The organism is Companilactobacillus insicii (assembly GCF_003946015.1).
Taxonomy (GTDB): domain Bacteria; phylum Bacillota; class Bacilli; order Lactobacillales; family Lactobacillaceae; genus Companilactobacillus; species Companilactobacillus insicii.
The window spans coordinates 37427-54658 of the sequence record NZ_RHNU01000011.1 but is presented as its reverse complement, the minus strand read 5'-3'; the positions used below and the strand labels follow the sequence as shown (position 1 = coordinate 54658).

The 17232-nt window shown below is 33.2% G+C and carries 16 protein-coding genes and 1 pseudogene; 16 read left to right on the top strand and 1 reads right to left on the bottom strand.

Annotated features, from left to right (window positions below):
• Nucleotides 1-58: 58 nt before the first annotated feature.
• Complete coding sequence (locus EKM79_RS05110; protein ID WP_125566546.1) at nt 59-973, bottom strand: metal ABC transporter solute-binding protein; 915 nt, start codon at nt 971-973, stop codon at nt 59-61.
• A gap of 184 nt (nt 974-1157) precedes the next feature.
• On the opposite strand from EKM79_RS05110, the gene EKM79_RS05105 reads away from it, so the two are divergent.
• From EKM79_RS05105 to EKM79_RS05025, 16 genes and pseudogenes are all read left to right on the top strand, one after another.
• On the top strand, nt 1158-2381 hold the full coding sequence (locus EKM79_RS05105) for an acyltransferase (protein ID WP_164506011.1): 1224 nt from the start codon (nt 1158-1160) through the stop codon (nt 2379-2381).
• A 29-nt stretch (nt 2382-2410) separates the two neighbouring features.
• Nucleotides 2411-3391: an aliphatic sulfonate ABC transporter substrate-binding protein gene (locus EKM79_RS05100; protein ID WP_125566544.1), complete on the top strand. Its 981-nt coding sequence runs from the start codon at nt 2411-2413 to the stop codon at nt 3389-3391.
• A gap of 150 nt (nt 3392-3541) precedes the next feature.
• A complete protein-coding gene (locus EKM79_RS05095) occupies nt 3542-5635 on the top strand; it encodes a BglG family transcription antiterminator (RefSeq protein ID WP_125566542.1) in 2094 nt (697 codons plus the stop codon).
• Between the two features lie 17 nt (nt 5636-5652).
• Complete coding sequence (locus tag EKM79_RS05090; protein WP_125566540.1) at nt 5653-5952, top strand: PTS sugar transporter subunit IIB; 300 nt, start codon at nt 5653-5655, stop codon at nt 5950-5952.
• A gap of 28 nt (nt 5953-5980) precedes the next feature.
• The gene (locus EKM79_RS05085; protein WP_125566538.1) at nt 5981-7270 is read left to right on the top strand and encodes a PTS sugar transporter subunit IIC; all 1290 of its coding nucleotides are present in this window, start codon (nt 5981-5983) and stop codon (nt 7268-7270) included.
• Between the two features lie 11 nt (nt 7271-7281).
• Nucleotides 7282-7677: a tetratricopeptide repeat protein gene (locus EKM79_RS05080; RefSeq protein WP_125566536.1), complete on the top strand. Its 396-nt coding sequence runs from the start codon at nt 7282-7284 to the stop codon at nt 7675-7677.
• Nucleotides 7678-7693: 16 nt separating this feature from the next.
• Entirely contained in the window at nt 7694-8557 is an 864-nt protein-coding gene (locus EKM79_RS05075; RefSeq protein WP_125566534.1) for a class II fructose-bisphosphate aldolase, read from the top strand.
• Between the two features lie 671 nt (nt 8558-9228).
• Nucleotides 9229-9879: a deoxyribose-phosphate aldolase gene (gene deoC, locus EKM79_RS05070; protein ID WP_164506014.1), complete on the top strand. Its 651-nt coding sequence runs from the start codon at nt 9229-9231 to the stop codon at nt 9877-9879.
• Between the two features lie 56 nt (nt 9880-9935).
• Nucleotides 9936-10586: pseudogene (locus EKM79_RS12370) on the top strand (histidine phosphatase family protein).
• A 134-nt stretch (nt 10587-10720) separates the two neighbouring features.
• Nucleotides 10721-11401, top strand: a complete 681-nt coding sequence (locus EKM79_RS05055; protein ID WP_125566528.1) for a FadR/GntR family transcriptional regulator — start codon at nt 10721-10723, stop codon at nt 11399-11401.
• 115 nt (nt 11402-11516) lie between these two features.
• Entirely contained in the window at nt 11517-12770 is a 1254-nt protein-coding gene (locus EKM79_RS05050; RefSeq protein WP_125566526.1) for an MFS transporter, read from the top strand.
• A 1-nt stretch (nt 12771) separates the two neighbouring features.
• Nucleotides 12772-13536, top strand: coding sequence for an SDR family oxidoreductase (locus EKM79_RS05045; RefSeq protein ID WP_125566524.1), 765 nt, complete (start codon nt 12772-12774; stop codon nt 13534-13536).
• A 21-nt stretch (nt 13537-13557) separates the two neighbouring features.
• Entirely contained in the window at nt 13558-14520 is a 963-nt protein-coding gene (locus tag EKM79_RS05040; protein ID WP_125566522.1) for a C-terminal binding protein, read from the top strand.
• Nucleotides 14521-14536: 16 nt separating this feature from the next.
• On the top strand, nt 14537-15436 hold the full coding sequence (locus EKM79_RS05035; protein WP_125566520.1) for an aldose 1-epimerase family protein: 900 nt from the start codon (nt 14537-14539) through the stop codon (nt 15434-15436).
• A gap of 85 nt (nt 15437-15521) precedes the next feature.
• Complete coding sequence (locus EKM79_RS05030; RefSeq protein ID WP_125566518.1) at nt 15522-16259, top strand: sugar phosphate isomerase/epimerase family protein; 738 nt, start codon at nt 15522-15524, stop codon at nt 16257-16259.
• Between the two features lie 11 nt (nt 16260-16270).
• Nucleotides 16271-17230 carry a sugar kinase gene (locus EKM79_RS05025; protein WP_125566516.1) on the top strand — a complete coding sequence of 320 codons (960 nt, stop codon included), beginning with the start codon at nt 16271-16273 and terminating at the stop codon, nt 17228-17230.
• Nucleotides 17231-17232 lie beyond the last annotated feature (2 nt).

Here is a 17232-nt window from a genome sequence, read left to right as displayed (position 1 = left end):
GTCTTTCTTTTTTAATTAAATCATTACATTGAGCTAGACCAATCGCTATTTTGTGATATTATCGTTCACTTTTTTCTAATATTGTATTTAGTTGTTGATATTGTGATAGCATCCATTCTTTGTAAGTCTTACCTGCAGGTAAAGTTTCAGTGACTTTTAAAATGGGAATGTTGTTTTTCTTTGCTAAAGCGATCATATTATCGACAGTTTTACTATCGGCCTGTGAATTGTAGACTAAAAACGAAATTTTTCTTTTTTGAATACCTTGTCGCATATTTTTGATTACTGTAGGTGAAGGATCAGTTCCGTTTTCGACAGCTTTTTCGAAGTCTTTGTTACCAACTGTGAAGCCAATGGCCTTAATAGAGTAATCGAAGACAGGTTCACTAACATAGACTTCTTTATTATCAGATTCTTTGGCTTTATTTGTTAGTTCATCGAGCTCGTTTTGTACGGGTTTTAGAGAACTAATGTATTTTTTAGCATTAGCTTTGAAATACTTTTCGTTATCAGGTTGTTTCTTGCTTAATTCTGTAGCTATTTTGTTAGCGAGTTTCGGCATGGTTGTTGGATTGTACCAAATATGTGGATTATCCCCGGTCTTTTTATCGAGTATATTTTCACCAACTTTGATGAAAGTGCCATTATTTTTTTTACTTAATTTGTTCATCCATGAATCGTAACCTAATCCATTTGCAATAGTTACATCTGCATTACTGACATCTTTAGCAATGGCAGTAGTGGGTTCGTAATCGTGAGGATCGACTCCGGGCTTATTAATTATCGATTCAACAGTACCTTTATTACCGACAACAGCTTTAGCAACTTCACCGTAGAAGTCTGTTGTAGCGACGATTTTGATGTTGCTATTTTTAGATGCGGAGTTGTCTGAATTACCACAGGCGGTTAAGACTAATCCTAGTAGAAGAACTCCGACAGTTACTATTAAAACTTTGAATCTTTTGAAATGCATAAATGATTTTCTCCCTTGAATAGTAATTATTACTAATTAAGAATATATTACTGAGATAAATTTGTAAATAGTAATTATTACTATTTACAAATATTTAAAAATAAGAAATTCATATTTTAACCTTAATAAATCATCAAGACCTTGAGCTAGTAGGGATGCTATAACTTATACATGCTTTATATAAATGAAAGAAGAATATAGAGGTGAGCATTTGACCAAAAAGAAAGGGAAAAGATATTTACATGAAGTAGATTTGATGCGTGTGATTTTTATCGGTGGTGTATTACTCAATCACACTACAACTGCGTTCAAGTCGAGTATGTCGTCTAACTCGTTCAGTAAATTATTTTTAGAATCAACTCATTTATCACTTCATTTTACGAGAATGGGATTCATGTTTATGACGGGTTTAGTGCTAGTTCTCAATTATTATCATCTTGAAAATAATTGGTTTAGCTTCTGGAAGAAGCGCTACACAAATGTTGGCATTCCATACCTAAGTTGGAATGCTATCATCATGCTACTTACTACCATTTTTGCTGGTGGAACAATAATTTGGAGTGATTACTGGAATCATTTACTCGACGCATGGCTGCATGGAAATGAATATTATATGTACTACATTATTGTAACGTTTCAGCTGTACTTAATTTTTCCGCTTATCATCAAGATGTTTAAGAAATTTGAAGATCATCATCTGATGATTTTAGGAATCAGTGCCTTACTGCAAATGGTCATTACTTTTAGTATTAAGTATTTGTTGCCCGGAGTTGATCGTAGTGGCTGGCCTTATTTGTTCAAGGCGTATGGACTAAATGTTTTTACTTATCAATTTTATTTCATAGCTGGAGCTTTTGTCGCTATTCATTATGATGCTTTTGATGAGTTTGTTGAAAGATTCCATAAGTTGATAGGTTGGATTACTGCAACTCTAGCACTTGGAACAGTAGGAATATTCTATTTTGACCAAAGAGTACTTAAGTTAGGTATGGATGGAACATTGTCGATACATCAGCCATTTATTTTTGTGTATGACGTAGCAATGATCGTCTTTGTCTTTTGGATTGGTCGACAATATACTCATGCTAGAGAAGCTGGACTGCCAATATGGATTGATAAATTAATTAAAAATCTATCAAAGGTTTCGTTCGGGCTATATTTAGTTCAAAGTTTGCCAATTTTAATGCTGTATAAAATTCTTTCGTTATTAAACGTTTCATCGTGGGTGATGCTAGTGATGTTGCCATTAGGATATGCATTCGTTCTAGGTGGAGCATTTGTTATCTCGTGGTTCTGCTACAAAGTGCCACCGTTTGGAATTCTAATTGGAAGACCACAGAAATTTAAAAGGAGTGTATTAAATGCCAAAAATAATCAAGCAATCAAACCAGCAATGGATGAACAATAGCAAAATTAAAATGGAGGCTATTTTGATTAATGAATAAGAATAAAAGACGATTAAAAAAAATACTTATTAGTGTTGTATTGATATTTTGGGCATGTATCGCCTTTTATGGATTCAAACAAACTAATGCTGGAGCCAGTACTTCAGGATTGACTACTGTTACTATTGGATATCAAAAAGGTGATCCTTTTGATATTGCAAAACAACGTGGTGAATTCGATAAGAAAATGAAGGCCAAAGGATATAAAGTCAGTTGGAAAGAATTCTCTGATGGTAGCTCGCTAATGCAAGCTTTGAATTCAGGTTCAGTTGATTATGCCAGAACGGGTGATACACCGCCAGTTTCTGCTCAAGCATCTGGAACTAAATTAGCTTATATAGCTGCTGGGTATTCGAAAGCCAAAGGTTCAGCTATTTTGGTAAATAAGAATTCAAGTATTTCTTCAGTTGCGGACTTGAAGGGAAAGAAAGTCGCCTATACCAAAGGTACGAGTTCACAGTATATGTTGCTAAAGGCTTTGGAGAAAGCCGGACTTAGTGCCGATGATGTAACTTGGGTCAATATGGATCAATCTGCGGCAAGCATTGCTTTTTCTAAGGGAAAAGTTGATGCGTGGGCAACTTGGGATCCATTTGTATCTCAAGCCGAAATAAACCAGAATGCTAAAGTATTGATTAACGGTTCAGGTATTACTAATAACCGAGATTATATTCTATCGACGACAAGTTTTGCTAAGAACAATAAGACAATTAGCAAGTACCTGATTGAATATTTACAGGACGATATGACTTGGGCCAATAATAATCATAGTGAGCTAATAGCTATGATGAGTAAATCACTTGGAGTTTCTAAGTCAGTTGTTAAGAAGATGGTAGAACGTAGAACATATGGCATATCTGCCATGAGTAGTAAGTATGTTAAAGAACAGCAGGAGATTGCTGATTTGTTCTATTCAGAAGGGTTTATTGAGAAGAAAGTTGATGTTAGTGATGATGTTGATTTGAGTAGTTAGTAATTTAATAGATTTGTTGGTCGGCCTTTTTGGCCGACTTTTTTTGTCGTTCTAATTTTTTTGTGGACAATTTTTCCATAGTGCTTTGCAAAAAGATGAACTTTATTCTCTGGAAGCGCTCACATAAAATTGGAATTGAGGTAAAGGAAGATGACAAAAAGAACAGATAGGATAATTCATATATTACTTTCTAGACCTAATGGAATGAAAATTCATGAATTGGGTGAAATGTTAAATGTTTCAGACAGAACGATAAGAAATGAATTGAAAACTATTAATTCGATTTTTGATAAAAGTGGTCTTTCTAATATCTATCAAAATCGAGGGTTTATACGTTTAGATCATTCAGAAAATGAATTGACCCAGATAGAAGATCTTCAATTATTGGGAGATGATGCGGAGTATTATTCACCAAAGGAACGATTTATTATATTGCTTTTTGATATTTTGACTAGCAATGATCCTGTTTTTGTTTATCAGGAACAAGAAAAAATGAAAATAAGCAAAAGTACTATGGATGAGGATATGCGAGTATTAAGAAGTTTTCTCAATCGATATTCTCTTAAGGCCGTCAGCAGCATTAAAGAAGGTGTTCAGATAGAAGGGCCTGAGAGGTCAATAAGAATGATGATTGCTGATGCAATTACTCAAAATATAGATTTTCCTAGGTTAATAAGTAATGAGAATACTTACACCAATATTATTGTTAAAAGTATTGAACGTTTTGTTCCTATTCAATTAATTATTGCTGTAAAGAAAATATATTCGAACAGAATTCAAAAAATTGGATCAACTGGGAATGTAGCCAACGATTATCAACTTATATTGTATTCATGTATATGGATTCAAAGAATACTGAGTAATAAACAGATAATTGCTGAGAGTCATGATAAGTGGATTCCCAAAAATGAAAAAACCATTGTTTATATTAAAAATTTATCAACTGATTTTAAATTGGAAAATATAGATGATACGGAATATAGATATATTTATTTCATTTTAAATAGTTTTAATTCCAATTTGAAAAATACTAATAGTGAATGGGTTGAAACGCAAATTTTAACAATGCAATTAGTTACGTATATGGAAAAGCAATTATCACTACCATTATCAACCCAAGAAGATCTGTATGAAGGATTATACAATCATTTATCGGGTCTGATTTATAGGCTGCACGAACATATTCAATCATATAATCCACTTAAACAGATTATAAAAGCTAATTATCCTGATATATATAGCAATATATATGAGTTTATGACTAGATATTTCGGAAAACAAAATTTGATTGTTTCGGATGATGAAATTTGTTATGTAACCATTTATTTTGGAACTGCAGAAATGCAAATAGAACGTGATAAAGAATATAAATATCGTGTTGCGGTTGTTTGTAATTATGGATTAGCTACAGGCCATCTATTAGCAGCCAACTTAGAGAAAAAGTTCAATATGGAAGTTTTGTCCGTTCTCAGTGTTTCAGATCTCACGGTTTTGTCTAAGTTATCAATTGATTTAGTTGTAAAAACAATTCAAGTAGATACAGGAAATATTCCCAGTATAAAACTTCCACCGATACCGCAGGCCAGTGATTATTTGGTAATTAGCAAGTTTTTGAAATCTCATAAGGCCTCAAAAAAATCACCGCGTATTAATGCAAATAAGTTATTTGATGATGTGCTTAATTGTATAAATGAGACTGATTATAAAGTAAGTAATAGCTTTGTTAAGAAATTGTCGAACGTATTTAGAAACAACAATTTATTTATTAATAAAAAGGAGGTGCAACCAATGTTAGAAGATTTGTTAACCGATGACAGAATACAAATTCAGAAGAAAGTTGATAATTGGAAAGAAGCAATACAATTGGCTGCTCAGCCATTGGTAGATGACGATGTCATAAATAAACATTATGTCCATGCAATGTTAGAAGCAGTTATAAAATTTGGCCCTTATATTGTAATAGGTCCTGGATTAGCTCTTGCTCATGCCAGACCTGAAGAAGGAGCAAATCAATTGGGTGTAAGTGTACTTACTTTATCTACTCCAGTAAATTTCGGTAATAAAGATAATGATCCCGTCTCCTTGGTTTTTTGTTTATCCGCTGTTAATAATTATTCACATTTGAATATTATGAAGGCAATTGTTCAACTAGTATCTGATCCTGGAAGAATTGAAAAATTATCAAGTATCAAGGATTTAAATTCTTTCAAAGAATCGTTATTTGAAAAAGAAAATTCAAAATAATTAAAGGGAGAATTACTATGGCAAAAAAATTAAAGATTTATTTCATTTGTGGTGCTGGATTAGGCAGTAGTTTGGCTTGTCAAATGACGGCTGAAGATGTTTTAAATAAACATAATCTAGATGAGTCTTTGGATCATGAGGCTATTTCATCAACACCAGGATTGAGAACGGATATTATTGTTTCCGCTGAAAATTTCAAACCACAATTTGAAAAATTTGATTTGGATCCCGATATTCGCTTTGTATTTCTACACAATATTGTGGATCAAAAAGAAATTGAAGAAAAATTAGTTCCAGTTATTAAAGAACTTGAATAAATTAAATTGGAATAAGGGGTGACGAGTTATGGCTGTTATTAAGTTCATTATTGATAATATTTTGACTCAAGCTGCGATAACGATTGCTTTAATTGCCGCATTGGGTTTGATTTTACAACGAAAATCTTTTGGTAGCGTACTTAGTGGAACGTTTAAAACATTACTGGGATTTGAAGTTTTGTCCGCTGGTTCTTCTATCATTGTTGCTAGTTTGACCTACTTTGGAAAAATATTCTCTCATGGTTTCCATTTGACGGGAATTGTACCCAGTATTGAAGCTATAAATGGCCAAGCAATGAATCAATTGGGACTAGGAAATGAAATAGCTTTAACATTTTTAGGAATTTTTATTGTAAATATTATAATTGCGAGATTTAGTCCATGGAAATATATTTTCTTAACAGGTCAGGCTCTTCTATGGATGGCAACTATGACTACTATTGGTGGACATGCTGCTGGTTTGACGGGTTTCCCATTAATAGCTCTTGGAAGTGTCATTGGTGGTATCTTTGCTGTTGCAATGCCGGCAATTGCACAACCAATCGTTAGGAAAATTACAGGAAATGATGCAATAGCCCTAGGTCACTTTTGTACTGTTGGATATATGGTTGAATCTGGTGCTGCATGGTTGTTCGGTGAGCGTGGAGAAAAGAAGCATTCACTTGAAGATGTTAAGTTACCTAAGAGCTTGGAATTTATGCAAGACACATACTTATCAGTCATGGTAGTTATGGTTCCTTTGTATCTTATAACTGCAGCATTTGCTGGTCCTAAATACGGATCAATCGGTGCTGGTGGAATGAATTATATGATGTTCGCATTCTTACAAGCAATTCAATTCGTTGTTGGTGTTTATGTATTGCTTGCCGGAGTAAGACTATTACTTGGTGAAATTGTTCCAGCATTCCGTGGTATTGCTATGAAGCTTGTTCCAAATTCAAAGCCTGCTCTAGATTGCCCAGTACTATTTCCATACTCACCTAATTCAGTGATTATTGGATTTATAACAACAACTATCGGTACTGTAATAGGGATGTTTTTCTTACCAGTATTTGGTTTAGCCGTTATTTTACCAGGTATGTTAACGAACTTCTTTGCTGGTGGTACTGCAGGTATTTTTGGTAATGCTGTTGGTGGACGCCGTGGTGCAATTATCGGTGGTGTTATTCACGGATTATTTATTACATTATTACCCGCTCTATTAGTTGGAGTTCTAACACATATGGGATTTACAAATGCATCAGCAACAGATTCAGATACAATTGTTGCTTGTCTAATGTACGCATGGATAATCTCACCAATTCTTAAAGCAGTTTAAGGAGGTAAAAAATGTTTGGCTTATTTAAAAATAAAAAAGACAAAAAACCAGTTGAGGAGACAAAAGTTCAATTAACCGATGAAGAAAAAAACAATCTGAATAATGAAATCAAATCATTGAAATCTGCTTTAAAAGGTCAATCTGGTAATGACAAAATTGTTACTTTAAATAGTTTAGGATCCACGTATGAAAAACTTGATGATAAAGATAATGCAATTAAATATTACGAAGATAGTCTGGCTGAAAAAGAACAATTTGGAGATGCATATAACGCGTTACTTAGATTATATGAAGAAAAAAGAAAAGAAGCAGCTTACAAAAAGGATGATGATGATATTCAAAAGTATGTTGGTAAGATGGACGATTTAATGAGTATTTCAAAACGTGTCTTAAAATCAAATTACTAATTGGAGGATTTATATAATGTATAAAACATTAGCATCAGTATTAAAAGAAGCAGAAGAATTAGATTATACAGTTGGAGCATTTAATGCACATAACTTGGAAATGGTACCAAGTATGATTGAAGCAGCACGTGATTCAGGTTCACCAATTATTATTCAAACAAGTGTATCAACAGCTCGCTATGTAGGAATGAGTAACTTTGTTGCTGTATGTAAATCAATGTCAGATAAAGAAGCTGTGGATGTTGTATTGCATCTAGATCATGCTAAAGATTTGACCGATATTAAAGATGCTATTGACGCAGGGTATAGTTCAGTAATGTTTGATGGATCATTATTACCATTTAAGGAAAATATTGCTAAGACCAAGCGAGTAATTGAATATGCGCATGGTCATGGTGCTTCCGTAGAAGCTGAAATTGGTACTATTGGTGGTACAGAAGAAGGATTTACCGTTAAAGAAGGTCAATATACTGATCCCAAAGATGCTGTGGAATTCGTTAAGGAATGTGATGTTGACGCATTGGCTGTCGGTATTGGTACACATCACGGTCAATTCCAATCAAAGACAAAATTAAACTTCCCATTGCTTGAAGAAATTCATTCAGATATCGATAAACCACTAGTTGTTCATGGTGGTACAGGTGTTAACGAAGATGATTATCATCGTCTAACTGAAAATGGAATTCGTAAATTTAATGTTGGTACAGAACTATTAGTTGCTTGGACAAAGACAGCACAAGAATACTTTGGTAAGACAGAAGTAAATAATTCTCTTAGAAATAATATTATTCCATGTAATAAAGCTGTACATGACATTATTAAACATAAAATTGATTTATTTATGAATAAGAAAAGCCCAATTCCAGCAGTTACAGAATAAAAATAAAAAGAGATTCTGCTGATAACAGGATCTCTTTTTTATTTTAAAGAGGAGAAATAATTATGAAAAAAACATTGTTGTTGATGGCAGGATCACCAGGTACTGGTAAGTCATATTTTGATAGAATGATACAAAAAAAGATTACAGGATTTACGGAATTATCAATAGATGTTGAGAAAGAATTTCTGTATGACAAATATGGTTTTGATAATGCTAGTGAAAAAGAAATGCTTGATTATGAAGCACTTCAACTTTACTTGGAGAAAGTAAGAATTGAAATGAAAAAAGGAAACTCGATTATTTCAGACTATCCGTTTAGTTTTAAACAATGGGGAACCTTAAAAAGATTAAGTGATGAATTTTGTTATCAAGATATATCTGTAGTTTTAACGGCAGATTTTGATACGTTATATGAACGTCAATTGAAAAGAGATTTAGATCCAGAACGACATTTAGGACATCTTATGAATCACTATCACAAAGGAGATGTATTAAAAGATAGGAGTAAAGCTGACATAAATCCCTCAAAGGAAGAACTAAAAAAGTTTTTGAAAGTCAAAAAATATGATGAATTTGCTCTAGGAAAAGTCTTCAAGGTAGATGTTTCTGATTTTTCTAAAGTTGATTACTCAGGTATTATTGACCAAATTTCTGATATGGTTCAGGGGGAAATATCCATATGTGGGTATATAGATCACACATTATTATCTCCCGATGCAACAAAAAATGATGTAGAAAGAGTAGTAAATGAAGCTAAAGAAAATAATTTTTGTTCAGTTATGGTAAACCCCGTTTGGGTAGAATTTGTTAGTTCAAAATTAAAAGGTTCAAAAGTTAAAACAGCTACTGTTATAGGCTTTCCGTTGGGAGCTAATACTACAACCGTTAAGGAATTTGAGTTGGAGAACGCAATTCAGAATGGTGCTGATGAATTAGATATGGTCATGAATATTGGAATGTTTAAAGCTGGTAATTATTCATATGTTGGTAATGAAATTAATAGACTGGTCAAATTAGCTCATGGTAGTAAAAGAATATTAAAAGTAATCATTGAAACATCATTTCTTACAGACGTTGAAAAAGCTAAGGCCGCAAAATTAGTTTCTAATAATGGAGCTGATTATGTTAAAACCTCAACTGGTTTTTCTTCAAGCGGTGCGAAAGCAAGTGATGTTGCAATACTTAAAGATAATGTCGGTAATGGAACGTTGGTTAAAGCTTCAGGAGGAATCCATACTTATGATGATGCAATGAATATGATTAAAAATGGTGCATCTAGATTAGGAACAAGTCAAAGCGTAGCAATTGTTGATAATAAATAATATATGGGGAGTGTCTTTATATGACATTCCTCATTCTTTTCATGGAGGATAGATAATTGGAAATAGATTTTATAAGACATGGACAAACTTTATTTAATTTAATGGATAAGATGCAAGGATGGTCAGATGCACCTTTGACGGATGAAGGAATACAGGTTTTAAAGAAAACTGGATACTATCTTCGAAATACACATTATGACGCTCTATATAGCTCAGATTTAAAAAGAGCGATTGATACTGCTCAAATTATTAAAGATGAAAACAGAGTAAGCGACTTAGATATACATATTAATAAGAACTTTCGAGAGATATCATTCGGTTCATTAGAAGGATTAAACAGTACTGAACTATAGAAGAAACTGGCGGAACCATACGGATTTGATAATCAGATTGATCTTGCTAAAAAATATTCAATGAAATTTACAAGAGATATTATGAAGAAGGCTGATCCATGGGGATATGCTGAAAACTCTGATGATTTGTTAATCCGCTTTAACAAGGGCTTAAATCAACTACGAAAAGAAAATTCTATAGATTCCAGAATACTTGTTGTTACACATGGCACTTTGATTGAAACTATTATTTTGGAATATTCCAGTTCTGTAATTAGATTAGAAGATACCTTTCCAGATAACGGAAGTATTACTAAGACGAGATTAACCAATAATAACTTTAAAATAATTGATTATAATATTATTCCTCAATAATGTATTTTATGTATTAGTAGATTCAATTGCATATTTTTAATAAGTCATCATATGTAAATGTAGTATAATGAATATATATAAATATATATTAAAAATTGTTTAGTAAATACATATGATGAATTAGGAGAAAAGATATGGCACAAAATTTGGTAGAACAAACCACTGATAAGATTATTGTATATATAAAAAATAATAATATTCAGCCGGGTGAAAAACTTCCAAATGAGTATACGTTATCAACGGCTTTAGACGTTGGTAGAAGTACTTTTAGAGAAGCAATAAGAATTTTGATTTCTAGAAATATTTTAGAAGTAAGGCAAGGATCGGGTACTTATGTCAGTGAAAAAGAAGGACGTTCAACTGATCCGTTTGGCTTGACAATGATACGTGATAAAACAAAAATGATAAGTGATTTTTATGATATGCGTTACGTTCTAGAGCCTGAGGTAGCGGCACTCGCAGCTACAAATGCGACAGATGAACAAATAAGTGAAATAAATTTACTTGCAAAGAAAATAGAGGAATCGTTTAGTGCAGGCAATAATGATCATGTTAATTTAGATATCGAGTTTCATTCATTGATTGCAAAAGCCAGTGATAACATGGCATATTCATATATTTTGCCTATTATTAACACCTCCATTTCGTTATTCAACAAAAATTATACTGATGAAGATGCAAAAAAGTTTACTGTTAAAATTCATCGGGAAATATGTCAATCTATAGAGGCTCACAATCCAGTGTTGGCACATGATGCAATGATGGTTCATATGTCTAATAATAGATTAGCTTTTAAGGGATTGATAAAAAAATAAATTGACAAAGTCATCTGATGTATGCTAGTTTTAATTCATCAGATGATTTATTTTTTATTCTGAGGGTAAGCGCTTACTCAAAAATATTTATATTTTGGAAAGAGGCGAGCTATAGGTGGAAAAAAGAAAATATCTTTTGTTGGATGCATGTATATTATTGCTTTCATTAGGTTTGATATATGCATACACAATAGTTATGGTTCCTTTGAAAAATGAATTTAATTGGAAACCATCTGAACTTTCGATGATTTTCGTACTTTCTATAATAAGTTTCACGATTGGAAATATTATTGCAGGAAGATTATTAAAGCAGCATACGGTTAAGATGGTTTTTAATTTGGGAGCTGTTTTAATATTTGTTGGTTTTGTTGGTTCGGCCTTTGCTAATGATCCATATGATTTATTAGTTGTATATACATTATATGGAGTGTTGACAAGCTTAGGTATCGGGTTTGTTTATAACGGGATTTTGCCTACTATTACTGCTTGGTATCCCGATAAAGTAGGGAAAGCTCAGGGCGCTTTGCTGATGAGCTATGGAATGGGTGCTTTTATATTAGGCCCAATTATTACAAAGATATATGCAGTTCTACCGTGGAGACCGGTGTTTGTCGCAATTGGTTTGATTTTTTCAGGATTAGTAGTATTTAGTTCATTTATCATTAAGAATCCTACTATTGAAGATCATATTGTTGAGGTCAAAGCTATTAAAACAGATTCTTCAGCCGATGTTGAAGATAAGGATTTTCACGATATGCTACATGATCCAGTTTTCTACTTATTCTATCTATGGATGATTTTATTGGGTGGAGTTGGATTAGGAATTTTAGGTATTGGCAAGAGTTTACCTGATCAGCATCATATTGAAGCCACTTTAGCAGCCATAATTGTTGGCTTGGTTAGTTTAGGTAACGGTGGCGGACGTTTAATAGGTGGTTTTGTATTAGATAAATTTGGAAGAAAAAAGACGATGTTGTTTTCTAACTGTTTATACGTTGTTGCAATAGGTTTATTACTATTATCTGAACAAAATAATAATGTTTTGATTTTGTCTTTAGGATGTTTACTGTGTGGTATGTCATTCGGATCAATACTTATTGTAATGACTTATTTCACAAAAACAGTTTGGGGTCTTAAAAATATGGCACTAAACTTTGGCGTTATTAACAGTTATGGAATTATCTCAGTGTTTATAGGATCTTATGGTTCAAGCAAAATTTACGAAAGTACAGGTTCATATGTACCTGTATTCATCATTATGTTGGTTATGGTAGCAGTAGCGATGATCTTGCTGGCGTTGCTAAATAGATATTTAGATTCTCACAAAAAAATTACTAATATGGAAGCCTTAAATATAGGAGGAAAATAAAATGAACTTAAATGATTTGACAGGAAAAAAGGCAATTGTTACTGGAGCTGCACAAGGACTAAGCAATGGTATGGCAGAGGGATTAATGGAAGCAGGAGCAGAAGTTACAATCTTAGATATTAATCCTAAGGCGGTTACAGTAGCGGATGACTTCGCAAAAAAAGGATTCAAGTGTCATGCCGTAATTGCTGATTTAGGTGATGATAGTAAACGTGAAGAGGCGTTTAAAGAAGCCATTAAAGAATTAGGTGATCATCTGGATATTTTGGTAAATGGTGCTGGCGTTCAACGTAGACATAAGAGTGAAGAATTCCCTATGAAAGATTGGGATTTTGTAATTAATGTTAACTTACGTGCGGTGTTTGGACTTTGTAAATTAGCGGGACAACAATTTATTGCACAGGACAGTACTGGGAAAATAATTAATATTGCTTCAATGCTTTCATTCTTTGGTGGTTATACTGTACCGGCATACGCAGCATCTAAAGGTGGAGTTGCCCAATTAACAAAGGCATTATGTAACGAATGGGCTGAAAAAGGTATTAATGTTAATGCATTGGCACCAGGATATATGGCAACTGAAATGAATACTGCGTTATTAGATCCAGCCAATCCTCGTTATGAAGCAATTACAAACAGAATTCCTGCCAAAGCTTGGGGACAACCAGAAGATATGAAGGGTCCAGTTGTTTGGTTGGCATCTGATGCATCGAATTATATCAATGGAGCAATTATTCCGGTTGATGGCGGATATCTAGTTAAATAACAAAATACAGGAGATGAAATCATGAAAGTTTATATTACTGATTGTGATCACGATAGTGTTGATATTGAAAAAAAAGTTTTCGCTGATGCAGGAATGGAAGTAACTCTGTGTAATGCAAAAAGTGAAGATGAAGTAATTGATCAATGTGGTGATGGCGAAATTTTTATAGTTCAATACGCAAAAATCACTAAAAAAGTAATGGATGCAATTCCATCTTTGAAATATGTAGTTAGATATGGTGTTGGAGTTGATACAATTGATCTACTAGAGGCCACGAAACATGGAATTCAAGTCGGAAATGTCCCTGATTATGGAATGAATGAAGTGGCGGATCATGCTATTGCATTATTGCTAAGTCTTAAGAGAAAAATTATTATGATGAATGATAATACAAAAAATAATAAATGGGATTATCAAAAATCAATTCCAATTCATCGCTTTAGCAAACAAACGGTCGGAGTTGTTGGCTTAGGAAGAATTGGTCGCAATTTTGCATCTAAGGCACATGCACTAGGATTCAATATTATGGGATATGATCCATATTTTAAGAAATCAGAAGAGTTCAACTATATTGATTCAGTTAGTTTGGAAAAACTGATTGAGAATTCAGATGCAATTTCTCTTCATATTCCTTCAGATGGAAATATCGGTTTATTTAGCTACGAAACATTCAAGAAGATGAAAGACTCAGCAGTAATTATTAATGTTGCTCGTGGAGGTATCATTAATGAAAATGATTTAGACAAGGCCCTAATAAATGGTGAAATCGCTGGTGCAGGAATCGATTGTATGGAAAATGAACCGGTTCCGTCTGATAATAAGTTATTCAGTCGCGATAATTTGATTGTTACACCGCATATGGCTTGGTATTCAGAAGAGGCTGCAAGTGAATTGAAGCGTAAGGTTGCTGAAGAGGCGGTACGATTCTCAAATGGTGAGAAAATCCATTATCCTATAAATAAACTTGAAAATACACCAGTATAAGGTGGTAGATGACGACATGAAAACTATTGAAAACGAATATTTTCAAGCGCAGATAAATGAAGTAGGAGCTGAGTTAACCAGTTTAATAGATAAAAAAAGTGGAGTTAATTGTATTTGGGATGGCGACCCTGATGTGTGGGCAAAACACGCACCTAATTTATTTCCTGCTATTGGTAGATCGATGAATGATCACTATTATGTCGATGGTAAAAAGTATGAAATGCCACAACATGGGGTTGGATTTTTTCATAAATATAGCGCTGAACAACTATCAAGTAATAGAGTTAAATTTACTATGAGAAGTGATGATGAGACTAAAAGATATTATCCGTTTGAATTTGAATTTTCAATTAAATTTGAACTTGTTGGCAGACGTTTGAGAATGATAGATACTGTCAAGAATTTGAATGATAAACCTATGAGTTTTGCTGTTGGAACACACCCTGCTTTTAATGTTCCGATTGGATCTACAAGTAATGATAGATTCGAGGATTATTATTTAACTTTTGATCCAAGTGTCAAAACACTGAAATATCATGAATTTACATTTAAAACCGGTGTACCTTTGAGAACTGGTAAAATTCTTAAATTGAATGAATATAATGGAAATTTCTTACCATTAACACATGAATTATTTAAAGATGGATTGATAGTTATGACTGAGAGTAATAGTTTGAATGGAGTTTCTCTTAAGTCTAAAGATGGCAAACATTCTGTAACTGCACATTTCAATGATTTTCCACAGTTATGCTTGTGGACTCAGAATGATCCTAAGGCTAAGTTTCTGTGTATTGAACCATTTTATGGAGTTTCAGATAAATATGGTGACGAAATTGAATTAAAAAATAAAGAAGGTAATTGTGTTCTAGATGAACATCAAGAACGTAGTTTTATTATTGATTACGATATTGAATGATTTAGTTAAGTATTAAAAAATGGGTTGTCATTTATATTAATAAATAGATGGCAACCATATTTTTTAAAAAATATGAGGTGAGAAAATGACATTAATTCTAAATACATTAATTTTTGCTAAGGATGTAGAAAACGGTGCAGATCAAGTTAGTTTATTGGATCGTGTTTCGAATTTAGGGGCAACTGGTGTTGAAGTACGTCGTGAATATTTTCAAAATTTAGAAAATGAACTATCTAATGTAGCAAAAAAGGCTAGGGCGAATAATCTAAAGGTATATTACAGTGTACCGGATGTACTTTTTGAAGAGGATGGTTCTCTGAACCCTAAGGTTGAACAGTATTTTGCTGAAGGAAAAGTTATGGGAATAAAGAAAATTAAGTTCAATATTGGTCATTTTAATAAGTTTACTGGTGATTTGAAGGCCACGTTGGGGCAGTTTCCAATTGATGAAATTGAAATGAATGTCGAAAATGATCAAACGCAAATTTCAGGCTCAGTCTCTTCTCTAAAAACATTTTTAGAAGCTGCAAAGAAGTCTGGTTTGGATATCGGTTATGTGTATGACATGGGAAATTGGGCATTTACAAATCAAGATGCAACAGATAGCGCCGTAGCTTTAGCACCATATACTAAATATATTCATTTGAAAAACGTTATTGATACTGATGGTGAACTATCAACGTCAGATGATATGGATAAAGGAATTTATAATTGGAAAAAGATATTAACACATTTACCTGATAATGTTGACCTAGCACTGGAATATCCTATGGATAATGATCAACAAATGAAGTCACAAATGAAATTAGTCGAGGCATTATAGGAGGCATAAGAATGAGTGAAGTTATTACAATTGGCGAACCGTTAGTTATTTTTGCATCAAAGGATTCAGATGCTTCGTTAACTGATGCTGTCAATTTTCAAAAATTAATGGGTGGTGCAGAGCTTAACGTAGCTATCGGAGTACGTCGCTTAGGTCATTCAGTAGAATATATTTCACGAGTAGGACAAGATCCTTTTGGAGACTATATAATCAAGACAATTTTGAGTCACAATGTTGGAACAAAATATGTCTCAAAAGATTCAAATAATTTTACAGGACATCAATTGAAGCAATTGGTTACTAAAGGTGATCCAGATACATTTAATTACCGTAAAGGATCGGCATCATCACATTTGACTAGTAGCGTAATTAATAAAATTAATTTAGAGGGTGTAAAAGTAGCACATATGTCAGGAATCTTTCCAGCTATCTCGGATACTGCTGAAGAAACCTTTAGAACTTTGATTAAGAGACTAGTTGATAATGATATTTTGATTACTTTTGATCCCAACTTGAGACCTCCACTCTGGAGCAGTGAAGAAAAAATGATTAGTACCATCAACGAGATGGCATCATCTGCAGATATTGTTCTCCCGGGAATAAATGAAGGTAAAATTTTGGTTGGATCAGACAATCCTGAAACTATTGCTGATTTTTATTTGAAGGGTGAAAGAACTAAAACAGTTATTGTCAAAATTGGTGCAAAGGGTGCTTATGTTAAGACCAAGAATGGTGATAGCTATACTGTAAGTGGCTTCAACGTCGATAATATTGTCGATACTGTCGGAGCTGGTGATGGGTTTGCACTTGGTGTTATCACTGCATTGCTCGATGGCAAAGATATGAAATCTGCGGTTTTACGTGGAAATGCAGTTGGTGCTTTACAAGTTCAAACATTGGGTGATAATGATGGATATCCAGATAAAAATGGATTGAAAGAATTTTACGCAAAAGAAGGAGTTCAAGAATAATA

What these genes read in the sequence shown, in the direction of transcription:
- EKM79_RS05110 (WP_125566546.1), bottom strand. Translation starts at nt 973, where the DNA reads ATGCATTTCAAAAGATTCAAAGTTTTAATAGTAACTGTCGGAGTTCTT.
- EKM79_RS05105 (WP_164506011.1), top strand. Translation starts at nt 1,158, where the DNA reads ATGAAAGAAGAATATAGAGGTGAGCATTTGACCAAAAAGAAAGGGAAA.
- EKM79_RS05100 (WP_125566544.1), top strand. Translation starts at nt 2,411, where the DNA reads ATGAATAAGAATAAAAGACGATTAAAAAAAATACTTATTAGTGTTGTA.
- EKM79_RS05095 (WP_125566542.1), top strand. Translation starts at nt 3,542, where the DNA reads ATGACAAAAAGAACAGATAGGATAATTCATATATTACTTTCTAGACCT.
- EKM79_RS05090 (WP_125566540.1), top strand. Translation starts at nt 5,653, where the DNA reads ATGGCAAAAAAATTAAAGATTTATTTCATTTGTGGTGCTGGATTAGGC.
- EKM79_RS05085 (WP_125566538.1), top strand. Translation starts at nt 5,981, where the DNA reads ATGGCTGTTATTAAGTTCATTATTGATAATATTTTGACTCAAGCTGCG.
- EKM79_RS05080 (WP_125566536.1), top strand. Translation starts at nt 7,282, where the DNA reads ATGTTTGGCTTATTTAAAAATAAAAAAGACAAAAAACCAGTTGAGGAG.
- EKM79_RS05075 (WP_125566534.1), top strand. Translation starts at nt 7,694, where the DNA reads ATGTATAAAACATTAGCATCAGTATTAAAAGAAGCAGAAGAATTAGAT.
- EKM79_RS05055 (WP_125566528.1), top strand. Translation starts at nt 10,721, where the DNA reads ATGGCACAAAATTTGGTAGAACAAACCACTGATAAGATTATTGTATAT.
- EKM79_RS05045 (WP_125566524.1), top strand. Translation starts at nt 12,772, where the DNA reads ATGAACTTAAATGATTTGACAGGAAAAAAGGCAATTGTTACTGGAGCT.
- EKM79_RS05040 (WP_125566522.1), top strand. Translation starts at nt 13,558, where the DNA reads ATGAAAGTTTATATTACTGATTGTGATCACGATAGTGTTGATATTGAA.
- EKM79_RS05035 (WP_125566520.1), top strand. Translation starts at nt 14,537, where the DNA reads ATGAAAACTATTGAAAACGAATATTTTCAAGCGCAGATAAATGAAGTA.
- EKM79_RS05030 (WP_125566518.1), top strand. Translation starts at nt 15,522, where the DNA reads ATGACATTAATTCTAAATACATTAATTTTTGCTAAGGATGTAGAAAAC.
- EKM79_RS05025 (WP_125566516.1), top strand. Translation starts at nt 16,271, where the DNA reads ATGAGTGAAGTTATTACAATTGGCGAACCGTTAGTTATTTTTGCATCA.